The organism is Fusibacter fontis (genome assembly GCF_055378735.1).
Window position 1 is genome coordinate 1,309,565 of record NZ_AP042445.1, and the last position, 13,538, is coordinate 1,323,102.

The 13,538-nt window shown below is 37.3% G+C and carries 12 protein-coding genes and 1 riboswitch; of the genes, 1 reads left to right on the forward strand and 11 read right to left on the reverse strand.

Features of this window, described 5'->3' with window-relative positions; genetic code table 11:
• Positions 1-72: 72 nt before the first annotated feature.
• The 7 genes from ACZ41W_RS05905 to acgA form a co-directional block, all read right to left on the reverse strand.
• Positions 73-1,749: an S-layer homology domain-containing protein gene (locus ACZ41W_RS05905; RefSeq protein ID WP_464313961.1), complete on the reverse strand. Its 1,677-nt coding sequence runs from the start codon at positions 1,747-1,749 to the stop codon at positions 73-75.
• Between the two features lie 681 nt (positions 1,750-2,430).
• Positions 2,431-3,138, reverse strand: coding sequence for a B3/B4 domain-containing protein (locus ACZ41W_RS05910; RefSeq protein WP_464313962.1), 708 nt, complete (start codon positions 3,136-3,138; stop codon positions 2,431-2,433).
• 274 nt (positions 3,139-3,412) lie between these two features.
• A riboswitch (guanidine-I (ykkC/yxkD leader) is annotated at positions 3,413-3,508 on the reverse strand.
• Between the two features lie 282 nt (positions 3,509-3,790).
• On the reverse strand, positions 3,791-4,615 hold the full coding sequence (locus ACZ41W_RS05915; protein WP_464313963.1) for an SIR2 family NAD-dependent protein deacylase: 825 nt from the start codon (positions 4,613-4,615) through the stop codon (positions 3,791-3,793).
• On the reverse strand, positions 4,608-5,396 hold the full coding sequence (locus ACZ41W_RS05920) for a protein-ADP-ribose hydrolase (protein ID WP_464313964.1): 789 nt from the start codon (positions 5,394-5,396) through the stop codon (positions 4,608-4,610). Before ACZ41W_RS05920 ends, ACZ41W_RS05915 begins: the two co-directional genes overlap by 8 nt.
• A gap of 26 nt (positions 5,397-5,422) precedes the next feature.
• Positions 5,423-6,388 carry an alcohol dehydrogenase catalytic domain-containing protein gene (locus ACZ41W_RS05925; protein ID WP_464313965.1) on the reverse strand — a complete coding sequence of 322 codons (966 nt, stop codon included), beginning with the start codon at positions 6,386-6,388 and terminating at the stop codon, positions 5,423-5,425.
• On the reverse strand, positions 6,385-7,425 hold the full coding sequence (gene acgM / locus ACZ41W_RS05930; RefSeq protein WP_464313966.1) for a radical SAM/SPASM domain protein, ACGX system: 1,041 nt from the start codon (positions 7,423-7,425) through the stop codon (positions 6,385-6,387). Before acgM ends, ACZ41W_RS05925 begins: the two co-directional genes overlap by 4 nt.
• A 105-nt stretch (positions 7,426-7,530) precedes the next feature.
• On the reverse strand, positions 7,531-7,707 hold the full coding sequence (gene acgA / locus ACZ41W_RS05935) for an ACGX-repeat peptide (protein ID WP_464313967.1): 177 nt from the start codon (positions 7,705-7,707) through the stop codon (positions 7,531-7,533).
• Between the two features lie 278 nt (positions 7,708-7,985).
• Between acgA and ACZ41W_RS05940 the strand changes: the two genes are divergently transcribed.
• The gene (locus ACZ41W_RS05940) at positions 7,986-8,318 is read left to right on the forward strand and encodes a winged helix-turn-helix transcriptional regulator (protein WP_464313968.1); all 333 of its coding nucleotides are present in this window, start codon (positions 7,986-7,988) and stop codon (positions 8,316-8,318) included.
• 147 nt (positions 8,319-8,465) lie between these two features.
• On the opposite strand, the gene ACZ41W_RS05945 is transcribed toward ACZ41W_RS05940, so the two are convergent.
• The 4 genes from ACZ41W_RS05945 to ACZ41W_RS05960 all read right to left on the reverse strand — a co-directional run bounded on the left by ACZ41W_RS05945 (position 8,466) and on the right by ACZ41W_RS05960 (position 13,525).
• Positions 8,466-8,774, reverse strand: a complete 309-nt coding sequence (locus ACZ41W_RS05945) for a putative quinol monooxygenase (RefSeq protein ID WP_464313969.1) — start codon at positions 8,772-8,774, stop codon at positions 8,466-8,468.
• 590 nt (positions 8,775-9,364) lie between these two features.
• Positions 9,365-10,234 carry an SRPBCC family protein gene (locus ACZ41W_RS05950; protein ID WP_464313970.1) on the reverse strand — a complete coding sequence of 290 codons (870 nt, stop codon included), beginning with the start codon at positions 10,232-10,234 and terminating at the stop codon, positions 9,365-9,367.
• A 286-nt stretch (positions 10,235-10,520) separates the two neighbouring features.
• Positions 10,521-11,864 carry a 23S rRNA (uracil(1939)-C(5))-methyltransferase RlmD gene (gene rlmD, locus ACZ41W_RS05955; RefSeq protein WP_464313971.1) on the reverse strand — a complete coding sequence of 448 codons (1,344 nt, stop codon included), beginning with the start codon at positions 11,862-11,864 and terminating at the stop codon, positions 10,521-10,523.
• A gap of 197 nt (positions 11,865-12,061) precedes the next feature.
• Positions 12,062-13,525, reverse strand: a complete 1,464-nt coding sequence (locus ACZ41W_RS05960; protein ID WP_464313972.1) for a S1C family serine protease — start codon at positions 13,523-13,525, stop codon at positions 12,062-12,064.
• Positions 13,526-13,538 lie beyond the last annotated feature (13 nt).

Genomic DNA, 13,538 nt, shown 5'->3' on the forward strand with positions numbered 1-13,538 from the left:
TCATAAAACTCGCTTATCATCATCGCTTATTAAAATCATGCAGTCTCATTTGATTTTTCTGTTCATCACAGTTTACTTTAAGTTATCAAAAATATGATTCATCGTAACAAATGCCATTTGTCTCACATAAGTGCCCTTTGGATCAAAACGATTGTTGGAACCTTTCATAACACCAATTTCAAACATATAGCCAATATAAGGTTTTGCCCATTGACTAATCTGATCCACATCAGCAAATACAGGCATCGTCGCATTTGTTTGGTATCCGAGTACTTCTGCAGTAGAAGTTAGCATTTTAGCGGCTTCTTGACGATTGATGCTCTTATCTGGTGCAAATAGATTATTTCCAACACCACTTAATATAGATAAACTAAACGCAGCATTCACATAGAAATCGTCGACATCTGTAAACGGTGTTTGAGCGGGTATGCTAAGTCCTTTTTCAGCAACAAAGTCGTTGATGCTTTTCCCAGATTTTTTTTCAATTAAAGTAACAACTAATTTTGCAAACTCTTTTCGCGTAAGTGGTTTCGCATAATCACTTTGAAGTTCTGTTGGAATTAAGCCTTTTTCTATGGCTTCTTTTACATCGTTAAATGCCCATGCAGCAGGAGCATCCATGACATCTTTTACATCAAGTTGTAATGGATAATTTTTGTAAGCTGCTTCATGACCTGCAATTCCACCCGAAGCATTTTGTCCACCCGTCCAAAGCGATTGGTCTTTTTTGAGCACGATCAAATGTCTAGATCCGTTTGAGATATAACTCACATCGCTCATTAGTTTAACCGGAATCATGGTGTTTTTTGTAAGTGGACCCATCAGTCCAAATTGTGCATCCGATCCCCAACACCAAAGTGATCCATCTTTTTTTACCACCATCCAGCGATTTCCGTCTGTTTGTGCATATAAAACATTGTCCATAATTTTAATAGGCGTTCTAACAATTCCATCGCCATTGATCATAGTCACTACTTTTTGACCATCGTAAAATTTTCCATTATACCCTGAACCACTCATGTATAATGAGCCATCTTCTCTAACGATCATTGAGTTAAAACTACTCGTCGAAACAAATGCCACTTGATCCATTAATTTTTCAGGAACTTTGATAGAATCTACACCACTTATTCCAAGTGCTGAGTAACCGTTATTCCCCCAGCCCCAGAGTTCTCCATTTTCTTTTATTGCCATGGCATAATAACCACAAACAGAGATGAACTTAAATGTCTCTCCAGCCATAATTGGTTTGAACTCATAAACAGTTGACCCATCAAATCCTGGAAGCATCCCGGGAACATTTCCTGTACCCCACAGTGATCCATCCGTTTTGATAACAAGAGTGTATTCAGTTTCTGAAGCAACCATTTCGACATCCTCTAAAACTTTAACTGGAACGTCGCTTCCTTTGCTATCTCCATTGCCAAAATTACCTCCGTTTTTCCCCCATGCCCACAATGAATTGTCTTTCTTAATACAAAAACTCGTCATGTCATTGGTTACTACCGATTTTACATCGTCCATCACTTTTACAGGACTCGTCACAGTTTCTTTATTGCCCGTTCCAACACCGCCTATTGAACTTCCATAGCCCCATAGACTGCCATCTTTTTTAATCACAAAAGTTAAACCTTTACCTGCGCTAATGACAGCGCTTGGACCGTCTGTAGCAAATCCAGGAGCGATCTGCATCATAATCATTGCCACAAACACAAAGGTCCACACGACTGATTTTAATGTTCTCTTCATAGAAATATCTCCTCTTAACTTATTTGTTAATTGATTTATAATGAGCCCCTAAACTAATGTTTCTATGTCGTTTTAGGTTATACTTTAATTTTAATGAAGTCCGTCGATTTATCACAGTGCTATTGGTAATAGAAAAAAATGACTATCGGGCTAATTTATTGAAAAATTAGACGGTAGTCATTTTTGTTTTAAACTATCTGAAGTTTTAAAGCAAAGCATTTCTTGATAAGTATAGTATGATTTTGCATAAATCGAAGTGCTTATAATTCGTGATAAATCGGTATCATTTTTTCATAAGTACAGTATTTATTAAAACCTAACTTTTTTAGTTCCTTTTTAACATCAGAACTATGATCCGCTAAATGTTGTGTGTCATGAGTATCTGAACCGATTCTTAATGCCTGCCATTGCATTTTCAATTCATCCATCGAGATACCGTTATGATTCCTTTGATCCCTATTATGATGATAACAAAAGCGACTGCGTTTTATCACTTGATTTCGTAAACAGTCCATAAATACTTAACCCTAATTTGGTAAAGCTTCCAGCTGCTAATATTAAAACCGCTATCAAATGATAAACTGGAATGCTCTTATTGCGATACATTCTTATAATAATGACATCTAAAAACATTGCAAGTACAATCATCAGGATATACATAAATGAGAAAAAAGCATAGTTTTAATTGATAAAAATCTCAAAATGTTCTCTATCTAAAACATGTAACTTGTACGAACCACCTAAATATTTCTGTGTTAGCTCTGCTAATTCTTTCAAAGCTTCATGAAACTCAGATTCCCTTTTCTCATCTATAAGTTCAATGCACAGAAAAGCATTTTCTGTTTTCTCGGTCAACATCGTTCTTACCGATTCTCTCCAATTCCAACATCTGCAAATTGTTCCCGCATCGTCCTTATAGACAATTTCTCCTTCATAAGGAGGTGCATCTTCATCGCTCCCAAGTGTAATAAAAGGTTCGCCTCCAGCTGCTTTTGTGAGTTTCACATCCCCTACAAAAGTATCCATATCTTCTCCACCACATGGCATCGCATATTTCATTGAAATTGAATTGTACAAATCCACCAATGGATTGATTGTTCCTATATGATTGCCATTGTTCACTCGTTTTAGTAGTGCTTCTATTGAAGATCTTGCACCCTTTTTAGTTTTAAACTGTTGAAAAGCTTCGCGCCACACCTTGATGACAGTGTTGTTACTAAACTCTGGCTCGACAAAAAACTTGGTTGCTTCTTTTTCTGATGATAATAACATTTGCTCATAGAGTTCGGAATTTCCTAAATGATTATTTATGCCCTGAACCAAAATAATCCCTATTTTCGCATTGGGAAAGACTTCCCAAAATGCTTCTTCAATGATAAATTTTTTCATGACTCTTCCTCCTTAAATTGGATTATAAAATTGTATAATTCTTATTTGTGAGAATCTCAATTTTTGAAATGGCGTGATTGAGCCATTTAATTTTATCAACACATGATTTTCACACCGAAAAGGTAATTATGCAATTTCCACAGATATTACAACCATGGTGATAGGAATAAATTTTGCAGTCGTAAGAATCTTTTCCTTTTCCTTTTTTAAATACCCATGTTCATTTTTTAATAATTTCTAATAAAAAAAAGCCTTGGGAAATATTATTTAAAATATCTCCCAGGCTTTTATCCTTCCGTGTACACAACTCATTGTGCGTTTTCTCTTGGACCTGACCAGCTTACACTGCGGAACCCTAGAAAACTTTGTTATGCTGTTTTAAATGAAAAGTTGCAACTTTTATTGAATCATAACATCTGATTTTTAAAATGTCAAATTAATTCTTATACCAAACAAATTGTTAAGTGTCATCATAGTCATCGTTTCCACGTGTCTTGAGTAGTCATAAATGATCTCGTGAGGACTCATTGGGTGCCTTGGCGGAGGGGTATTTTCTCGAAAACGAATCATTAAGATCCGATTCAAGAAAACCAACCACTACTCTATTTGGATCAAAAGAATACCTATTTGTTCGGCGATATATATCTGTTCTTTATAATTTCAGACCCTGTAATACATAACCAATATCAGCATCTATACAAATTGCTTGAGATTCAATTTCCTTGGGGTAACTTGACTTTTCCAGATTGATAGATGCATAAATTGCCTTATGATTTTGAGCAGTCATTCTCCAAAACGGATACTTGATAATGCCTGGCGTATTAAAGCCAACGCCTAGCTCTAAATATAGTATTCGAGTATTTTGGTTCCTTTGAACAAACTCAGCATATCGATTAGCGGCTACTTGCCAGCCCACATCTTGAACAAATCTGTCATCGGAACGTAAGTTCATCGTCATCTGATTCCCACAGATTGGACACTTTGGTATCAGAGCATTTGGGATTTTCATATCGACTTGATTTAGAACCATCTGCATAATGACATTTTCATTTTCATAGGTCTTTTTGTGACATGGTGTAGCACACTGGAAAAGGCCATAGTCTCCCTGCGTATAAAACAGACGATTTTTGTCAAATCCACTCAATTGAAACTGATGGTCTACATTAGTGGTTAGAACAAAATAGTTCTTCTTTCTAACCATTTGTAGCAAATCTTTATAGACATTTTGGGGATCTAAATTGTATCGGTTATAATAAATAAATCGACTCCAGTATGCCCAATGTTCATTAATAGTTTCGAACGGATAGAACCCACCGGTATACATGTCTTGGATTCCGTACTTTTCACTAAAATCATGGAAAAATCTTTGAAACCGTTCACCCGAGTAGGTATAACCTGCAGATGTTGATAATCCAGCTCCTGCCCCTATTAACACCGCTTCTGCCTGATCAATTGCTTCTTGAAGTTTTTCAATCATACTCCAATTCCTTTCGATAGATGGCTTCGTCTGATTCTTTATAGACATTAAATATCACCTTCATTTCACTAGGGTTGCTTTTAAAATACTGCCTTACCGTATTTACTGCAATCTTTGCAGCTTCTTCTTGAGGAAATCGGTATTCTCCTGTGGAAATACAGGAAAATGCAATGGACTTGAGCTGGTTTTCTTCGGCTAGTGACAAACAAGACCAATAGCAGGATTTCAATCGTTTGCAATCTTGTTCAGTCAATAATCCTGATATCATTGGCCCGACGGTATGAATAACATATTTGCTAGGTAGATTATAGGCTCCTGTTAACTTGGCCTGTCCCGTTGGCTCCTCAAATCCCTGTTTCTTCATAATTCGATTGCACTCATCACGCAGCTGTGATCCTGCGGCTGAGTGAATCGCATTGTCTATACAGCTGTGACAAGGGTGGAAACACCCTAAGAGTTCACTATTCGCCGCATTAACAATAGCGTCCGAACTAAGCCTTGTAATGTCTCCACGCCACAATATGATGTTTGGATGAAATGTATTCGGTAAAGCTGACACATCAACTACATCTCGCTCCTCTTTCTCAAGAGAAAGAAGTATGTTCTGTAGCTCAATATACTCTTCGCTTAAAACCATTGGAGGACGTACATTCATAAGAGATCGAAATAGTTGCCGTTGAGAATATATTTCATTTGAATAATGGGATGCAAATTTTACGTACTGTGGCATTTCTTCTAATAGCATATTATTGAGTTTTTTTAATAAAGCCAATTTATTCATTGATGCCTCATATTTGAAAAAGGTTATTAAACTACACTAATAACAATTTTGCCATCGACCTTTCCTGAATCAAATGCTTCAATTGCTTCAGCTATTTGTGAAAAATCATAGACACGGCCAATATGTGGAGAAAGATTATCCTTACACATAAATTTCATCATCTTATCAATAGCTTTTTGCGTTGGGCTGTTGCTATAAAAGCCAGTCAAGTAAACACCGTTTGGGATTTCTTTTATCGGGTCAAATCCAACAAGAGCATACTGACCACCTAGAATACCCGTATTGCAGACTATGCCGGCTGACTCTATACTCTTAAGAGAGTCTCTCAGGGTCTTTGCCCCAACAAGCTCAAGTACCTTGGTGATGCCAGAAACTTTTCCTTTTATTTCGCCATCATCCAGAACAATCTGATCTACACCACAATCGTTGAGTAAATCGAATTTGTCTATCCGATGAGTTGTGGCTGCCACTTCACAACCTAGAGTCTTTGCAATCTGTATCGCTGCATATCCTAGTGGACAAGTTCCACCTCTGACCAGAAGTTTGTCACTTCGTTCCAAATGTAGACAATCAAATAATGAACCCCAAGCTGTATAGTAGGTTTCTGGTATGGCCCCAAGCTGTACCCAAGTCAAATCCGTCTTCACTGAGAAAACATGATGCGCCGGTAATAAAACGTACTCTGCATAACTTCCATCGAAACTGCGCCCCATTCCCCCCATTAGTGCAATGACCCTTTGACCTACTTGAAATGAGGTATCTGATGGGTCAATGATTTCACCAGCACACTCAATTCCTGGGATTATTGGTTTATGGATATAGGATGCATTTATTTCTGATAATCGCAGCAATTTTTCTGAATGATTGAGCCCAAAAGAATAGACGCGAACTAGGACCCACCCTGGTTTAACCTCTGGTATATTTCTTTCAGTTAGTGTAATATCCTTCCCTTTTGTTGGAACGGACAATGAAACAGCTTTCATGAGGGTCATAAAAGATCGACCTCCTTCCAACACTGTGGGTCTGCACCATAAAAATCACCAGTTGTTCCATAGGTTACAGCAGGACAGCCTCTACAGAAACTTATAAGCTCGCACTTAGAACATTTTTTAAACTTTGTATAATCCCGATAGGATTCCATTTGATCACAAACCCACACATCTGCAATCCTGTCTTCAAAGACATTGCCAACCTTACTTTCAAACCTCCGACAAGCATAAACATCACCAGTAGGGAGAATGGTCAAATGGCAATTTCCGCAATTACAGCCACCATAAATTGTGCCCGCTTCAACACCTTCGGGACTTTTAAAGTTACCCTTCTCGTAATCGTAAAGTGTCCAAAGATGGTCCTTCTTGTTGAAATAGGTATTGCAACCTTCTGACTCATACTTATCAAATTTTCTTTGGCAGATTTCAAGTAAATTCCGATATGCCTGAGGTGTCATTCCCGTTTTCTTTTCTTCACCTGTAGGGCAATAACGTGCAAAGGCAAATATATCCACACCATGCTCTACCACAGTGTCAATAATTTCAGGAATACTATTTATGTTTGTTCCAGAAACGGTAGACATAATGACTGAACGAATACCCGCTTTCTTAATACAGGCAATTTTTTCTAACGTCGTATCAAATGATCCCGGTTTACGGAACCAATCATGGGTTTTTTTCATACCATCTAAGGATAACTGATATTTTTCACAACCATATTCTTTCAACCTCTTACACACGGCATCCGATAAGTGAAAGGGGTTTCCTAGTATGGTGAATGGAATCAATTTATCTTTGAGAAGTTGGAGAAGTTCCCAAAAGTTTGGGTGTAGAATTGGATCTCCCCCTGTGATGTAAAAATAGGGCAATCTATTATATGTTTCACACATATCAATACAATTATCAAAAACTTGCTGAATCTGGTTCCAATTCATAGAATCCAATGGCTTGCAATTGTCTTCAGAAAAAATATAACAGTGTTTACATCTTTGATCACATTCATCCGTGATGTGCCACTGAAAAGCAAAATATTGTTTCATTGTTAGTACTCCTTTAATATGCAATATCTATATGAATTCGGATGTATCCGAAAATAATAGGCAAGTGCTATCGGTAGTGTACCTACCGATAACAGAAGTCTGGGTTTACTTTTCTCCAGCACCACATGCAGATGGCTTTTCTTCAGGTTTGTCAGCTGCACCGCAAGCAGCAGGAGCTTCCACTGGTTTGTCAGAAGCGCCACATGCTGCTGGTTTATCAGATGCACCACATGAAGAAGCAGCTTCCTTTTGGTTCCAATCAGATAAATTAGATAATGACATAATGTATACCTCCATAAGTTATTCAAGGTCTGTTATCGTCCTTGTGATTCTTATTTTATTGCCTTATTCCAAGTCATATAAGTACGCACTATTTTGTTTGGATACGCACAATTTTGTAACTAAAGGATAATTTCAACGGTTTCACGGATTATTTTTTTTTCGAAATCACTCTAGCATTTATACCATGTATCAATTTACTTGACGCATTGTTCTCAACACATTAAAATTTAATGTAACATAAAATATTAATGTAACATCACATAAAGGAGAGGTATGATATGATTCCAAAGAAAGATTTACCTGCATGTCCAGTTGCAACCACTGTTCAATTAATCGGGAGCAAGTGGAAACTGCTAATTATGAGAAATTTATTAGCACGCCCTTGGCGGTTTAATGAACTACAAAAAAGTTTAGAGGGAATAAGTCAAAAGATTTTAACTGACAGTTTACGCTCAATGGAAGCAGATGGCATTATCATCAGAGTGGTATATCCTGAAGTACCGCCACGTGTTGAATATTCACTTTCCGAACTTGGAGAATCTATGCGCCCAATCTTAACTTCAATGGAAATGTGGGGAATGGCCTATAAGGATTCTATTACAATTGAATAGTAGTTTCTAAAAAAAGAAGAAACCCTGCAATTGGGTTTCTTCTTTTTGATTTATTTTATGGATTATCTATGTTGTTATAAGGCAATCATTTCTTAAATTAACGAATGAAACCGCCTATAGGTTGCATGTAGATGGCATTGAAACCATCTAATATTTTTTTACTTCATCGTTTGGATTTCCGTAAACGACAAACTCTGTTGCATTACCTGTTTCCATTAACCTTGCTGCATACTGACTTAAAAAAGTTGCTAAATGGGTTAGTGTTGATTCTGAATCTCTATAACGTTCATTGATATGGCATTTCTTTTGATCCTCACTGATACTCCATTCATAGCCCATTGTCCCAAGCTCATTTTTACTTGTCGCCTCAACCAATTCTTCCATTATTTTTTTAAAGTTGCCTATTTGTCCTTCTTTCAATGTAAGCTCAAACATCCAAGAAATATTTTGTGTCATAATAATCTCCTTTTCATGCGATTTATAAATAAAGTATACTTAATTACACACAAAATAAAAGTACGCACCTTTTTGTTACTACTCGACTTTAACCAGTTATAAATCTGACATCGCTCACGTTGTGCTTTAGACAAGAAAATGAGGCAATGCTGATTGGTCTTTCTAATTGACCAGTAGACTTTGCCTCATAATTACTCATTTCTTATATATTCAATTGTGTTATCAAAACTTAAGCAAAACCATCGTTTTTTTTCGATTTCGACTATATCATCTATATTTTCGCCTTTTTTCGGGGACATAAACGTCATTTTTCCGTCTGTTTTTTGTCCAAACCTCAGACAAAATCACTATATGTTGTGGTAAAACTCTACTTTTTCTCACCCGAACCACTGCGCGTCATCAGAATCATCGTTTCCACGTGCATTGTGAAGAGATAAATGATGTCGTGAGAATCTAATGATCTTCGCGGATATCTTTTTTTATATCGAATAATGTTTAGTTGCAATCCATTGATGTATAATAAAATATCTCCATAACGCCATAGCGTGACCTTGCCTAAGTAGCTGACCTTTATTAATGACTGACTCTTATCATACGGTAACATCACTGGCAAGATGACTCAGAATACTTTGCCACCCCTGCCGCTGTATGTCTAAAGAAAACGTAGTTTCTGTTTCGAATCGTTCTTCGATCAGTGTTCCATAAGGTTTTTGTATCAGATCAATGCGCACGAATCTACCATCACCCAGTGTAAAATACAATCTTTTAGCGGGCTCAATGACCGTGTAACGCCCCCAGAAGTCAAAAGACACTTCCCCATCTTTTGAGGCCATTTCATAGTGAAACTCTCCACCGATTTTAAGCTCATTGCTTGCCTTTGGGCAATGCCAGTCTTCCGAAGCGAAGTTCCAAGTCATCACTTTTTCTGGCGTTACGAGCTTTTGCCAAATTTCTTCTGGGGTTAGGGACGACTTTTCTCTTAGGGTAATCACTTTACCCAAGGATGCTTGAGTATCGATTAACCTTTGCATATAATCAAAACCTTTTTCCCACATTTCTATAAAACCTTGAATCTCTTCTTCGACCATATCCTGATCGAGAGCAAAGATGCATCCACCATCATCACTGGGTGTTAAAGTGTAATTTTCATAAGCTGGTGTCCATCGCTTTGTTTCTTCGGATTCGTAATCTTCTATACCATTCATCACTAAACCAATATGCTTAATAGATATAAATGTGGGATAGTTGCACTCTTCGATTACAGAGAGCATCCCCGTTTGAAGCCCATTTTCATCTTCAGAAATAAAGCGGATTTTATGTCCTTTAATCCATTTGCCGTCGAAATCTGATCCTTCATGAAAAGCTTCTGACCATTTGCGATAGTGATCTGAATCTACAATCATTTCCCATAAATATTCTGGTGTTAGATTGAATTTTCGTTCTAAATGGATTCTTTTCATTGATTTTCCTCCTTGGTTGAGATGCTAAATTCTTTTATGTTGTTGTAATTGATAACGATTATCATAAATATTTTATACCCTGCTCATCATCTGAATAAACTGAATACCTTGATTTTCTTTACGAAATAAACTTCCTTTACGTATAAATGTATTCTAACAATTCTATTACAATGCTCCACAAGACAAACTGTCTGTTTTAAGTCGTTACTTTCTTTAGTTCATATAAGAAAAACCACTCAGCGTCTTTATAACACTCAGTGGTTTTAATCATTCCTATTACTTACTTCTACCGCTTCTCCAACTTCACCACGCATTCAACATGCGTCGTCTGCCCAAAAACATCCACAGGCTGCACCTGTTTCACTTGATACATTCCACTTTCACAAAGAATCTTTAAGTCCCTCGCTAATGTAGACGGTTTGCAAGAAACATAGACAATTCGCTGTGGTGACATCTTCAGGATAGTTTCAAGGACTGCCACATCACAGCCAGAGCGTGGTGGATCTACCACTACTACATCTGCTGTACGTCCTTCTTCATATAAAGCGACAAATGCTTCTTCTGCCTTACCTAGAACGAACTGGACATTTGATAAATTGTTTTTCACAGCATTTGCACGTGCATTGATAACAGCCTCTTCTACGCTTTCGACGCCGTATACTTGTTTTGCTTGTTGCGCTAAAAACAACGAGATGGTTCCTGTTCCAGAATAGAGTTCATAGACATTTTCAGTTCCTGTAAGTGCTGCAAATTCAAGGGCTTTCTGATACATCACTTCCGTTTGTTTCGCGTTGACTTGGTAAAATGAATGCGCAGACAGTTCAAACTCGAGCTTTCCTATTCTGTCTGTAATCGTCTCTTTACCGTACAAACACTTGTTTTCTTCACCTAAACCACTCATGCTTTGTCCCGGTAAAATATTTTGAATTACAGATACAATTTGAGCATTTGCCTTAACCAGTAAGTCTGCAAGTACTTTTGACATCATAAGTTTTTTTCCAGCAGTTACGATAACTACCATGATTTCACCGGTTGATTCCGACTTTCGGATCATCACACTCTTAATCGTACCTTCTTTGGTTTTAGTCGAGTAAGGTGACACTTTGAATTCTTTCATATAGTGCTTAATCGTCTTAATGATCTCAGTATTTTGCTTGTCTTGTAACAAACAATCCTCAATATCGACTGCCACATGTGAGTTTTTCTTGAAAAACCCAATAATTGGGTGCTGAAATGTTCCTTGCACCTGGTAGAATCCTTTATTACGATATCTGAAAGGCTCATTCATGCCTATAATTGGCTCTACATTCACCTCTTCAAAATGACCAATGCGTTTAAGTGCATCTTCAACGAGCTGAGTTTTGAACTTCAATTGTGCTTCATATTTAAGCTCTTGTAGTTGACATCCGCCACACTGGCTGAACCATGGACAAGGTGCAGCAACTCGAAATTTTGATGCACTGACTTGTTTCACTTTTCTCGCTTTTGCATAATTTTTCTTTTGTTCATAAATCTCGCATTCTACCACATCACCCGGAACTGTGTCTGGAACGAAGACAATAAGTCCTTCATGTTTTCCAATCCCCTCGCCAGATTCACTCATGTCGATAATCTCTATCTTAACTTTCATATGCCCTCCATTTATACTGATCTTTAAGTAACCTTGACCGATCTTTAACTTTTCGATTCCTTATTATATCATAGTTTACCCTCAAAAAATGAAAAACAGCTCAGTACACAAAATATCTCTGTATACTCAGCTGCCTTTAATCACATTTATTAAATTTTATTGTGGTTTATCCTAGTTTTATTGTATCTTATTGAGTCTTATTGCATTTTTCCACGATTTCCAAGTGTGACTTTGATTTCAAGTTTTTCATCTTCGTCTCGAATCACTTTCAATGTAATCTCATCACCCGGCTTATATTTTGATACGATTTCCATCAAATCATCCATATTATAAACATTTTCATCATTGATGCCAACGATTAAATCCATTACCTTAAGTCCACCTTCTTCAGCCGGTGAATCTTCATAGACGTATTTAACGAGGACACCCATTGGAATATTGTAGAGTTTTGCAGTATTTTCATCCACATCCGCTCCACCGATCCCTATAAATGGTCTTGATACAAAGCCATCTTTGATCAAATCTTTTGCAATAGCCGTCATCGTATCCGATGGAATCGCAAAACCCATACCTTCAACCGTTGTTTCAGCAATTTTAACAGTGTTGATTCCGATGAGTTCACCTTTGCCATTCACTAGTGCACCACCTGAGTTACCAGGATTGATAGCCGCATCTGTCTGAATGTACATCACATCATCTTCTTCATTGACTTGACGCTCCACTGCACTGATAATACCTTTTGTAATCGAATCGTTGTATCCTAATGGATTTCCTATAGCGATGGCCATCTCACCGATTGCCACTTCTTCAGATTTTCCAATTACAATAGGCTTAATCTGTTTGAGAAGTTCATCGCCTATATCGGATTTTTTCACTTCGAGGATTGCCAAATCCGTCACTTCATCGACACCTTTTATTTTAGCATTGATGACTTTGTCCTTAGCGATTTCAACAACGACATCTTCTGAATTTTCCACAACGTGATAATTAGTTACAATGTAGAATTCATCTGCTGTTTGATCTATGATCACACCAGACCCACTAACAGGAGATTCTGTTTTATTGTTAAACCAATCGTACACGTATGTTTTACTAGTGATGCCTACAACTGAACTACTTACATTTTTATAAATTTCTTTCACATCTGCATCTGTTTGAGCTGCGCTGATTCCAGATGTTTCGATATAATCTTTCACTGAGTTATAAATTTCTGCGTCGTAATTACTTTGAATTAAAGCTTCAACGCGATCGTTAATCAAATCGTCTTCAATATGAATTTTACCTTGGTAATATCCGATTGTGTATGTGGTGCCACCTACTAAAGCAGCTGCTAAAACAAACGCAAGTGCCTTACCTAAAAATTTCTTTTTCGACTTAACGACAGGCACAACCGCTTCTGAATGCACATGTTCAATCCGAATATCATTTGATGGTCGTTCCGATTCTGGCGCTGAAGTATATTGAGTGCTCTGGTCTACTGATTCATAACCCTCAGTTTTTATCCTAGCAGATTCGTACTCAGCACGATCAACTCCATTCTCAGAAATTTCTTCGACTTCTGAATGGAGTTCATTTTCCACTCTCGTATCATGTTCCAATGTAGTTTCACTTTTTAATTCATCTTCTTTTTCATCTTCTTGATTCCATTTACTTTCATCCATAAAACTAACACCT

What these genes read in the sequence shown, in the direction of transcription:
- ACZ41W_RS05910 (WP_464313962.1), bottom strand. Translation starts at nt 3,138, where the DNA reads ATGAAAAAATTTATCATTGAAGAAGCATTTTGGGAAGTCTTTCCCAAT.
- rlmD (WP_464313971.1), bottom strand. Translation starts at nt 11,864, where the DNA reads ATGAAAGTTAAGATAGAGATTATCGACATGAGTGAATCTGGCGAGGGG.
- ACZ41W_RS05915 (WP_464313963.1), bottom strand. Translation starts at nt 4,615, where the DNA reads ATGATTGAAAAACTTCAAGAAGCAATTGATCAGGCAGAAGCGGTGTTA.
- ACZ41W_RS05960 (WP_464313972.1), bottom strand. Translation starts at nt 13,525, where the DNA reads ATGGATGAAAGTAAATGGAATCAAGAAGATGAAAAAGAAGATGAATTA.
- ACZ41W_RS05940 (WP_464313968.1), top strand. Translation starts at nt 7,986, where the DNA reads ATGATTCCAAAGAAAGATTTACCTGCATGTCCAGTTGCAACCACTGTT.
- ACZ41W_RS05920 (WP_464313964.1), bottom strand. Translation starts at nt 5,396, where the DNA reads ATGAATAAATTGGCTTTATTAAAAAAACTCAATAATATGCTATTAGAA.
- acgA (WP_464313967.1), bottom strand. Translation starts at nt 7,707, where the DNA reads ATGTCATTATCTAATTTATCTGATTGGAACCAAAAGGAAGCTGCTTCT.
- ACZ41W_RS05945 (WP_464313969.1), bottom strand. Translation starts at nt 8,774, where the DNA reads ATGACACAAAATATTTCTTGGATGTTTGAGCTTACATTGAAAGAAGGA.
- ACZ41W_RS05905 (WP_464313961.1), bottom strand. Translation starts at nt 1,749, where the DNA reads ATGAAGAGAACATTAAAATCAGTCGTGTGGACCTTTGTGTTTGTGGCA.
- ACZ41W_RS05950 (WP_464313970.1), bottom strand. Translation starts at nt 10,234, where the DNA reads ATGAAAAGAATCCATTTAGAACGAAAATTCAATCTAACACCAGAATAT.
- acgM (WP_464313966.1), bottom strand. Translation starts at nt 7,425, where the DNA reads ATGAAACAATATTTTGCTTTTCAGTGGCACATCACGGATGAATGTGAT.
- ACZ41W_RS05925 (WP_464313965.1), bottom strand. Translation starts at nt 6,388, where the DNA reads ATGACCCTCATGAAAGCTGTTTCATTGTCCGTTCCAACAAAAGGGAAG.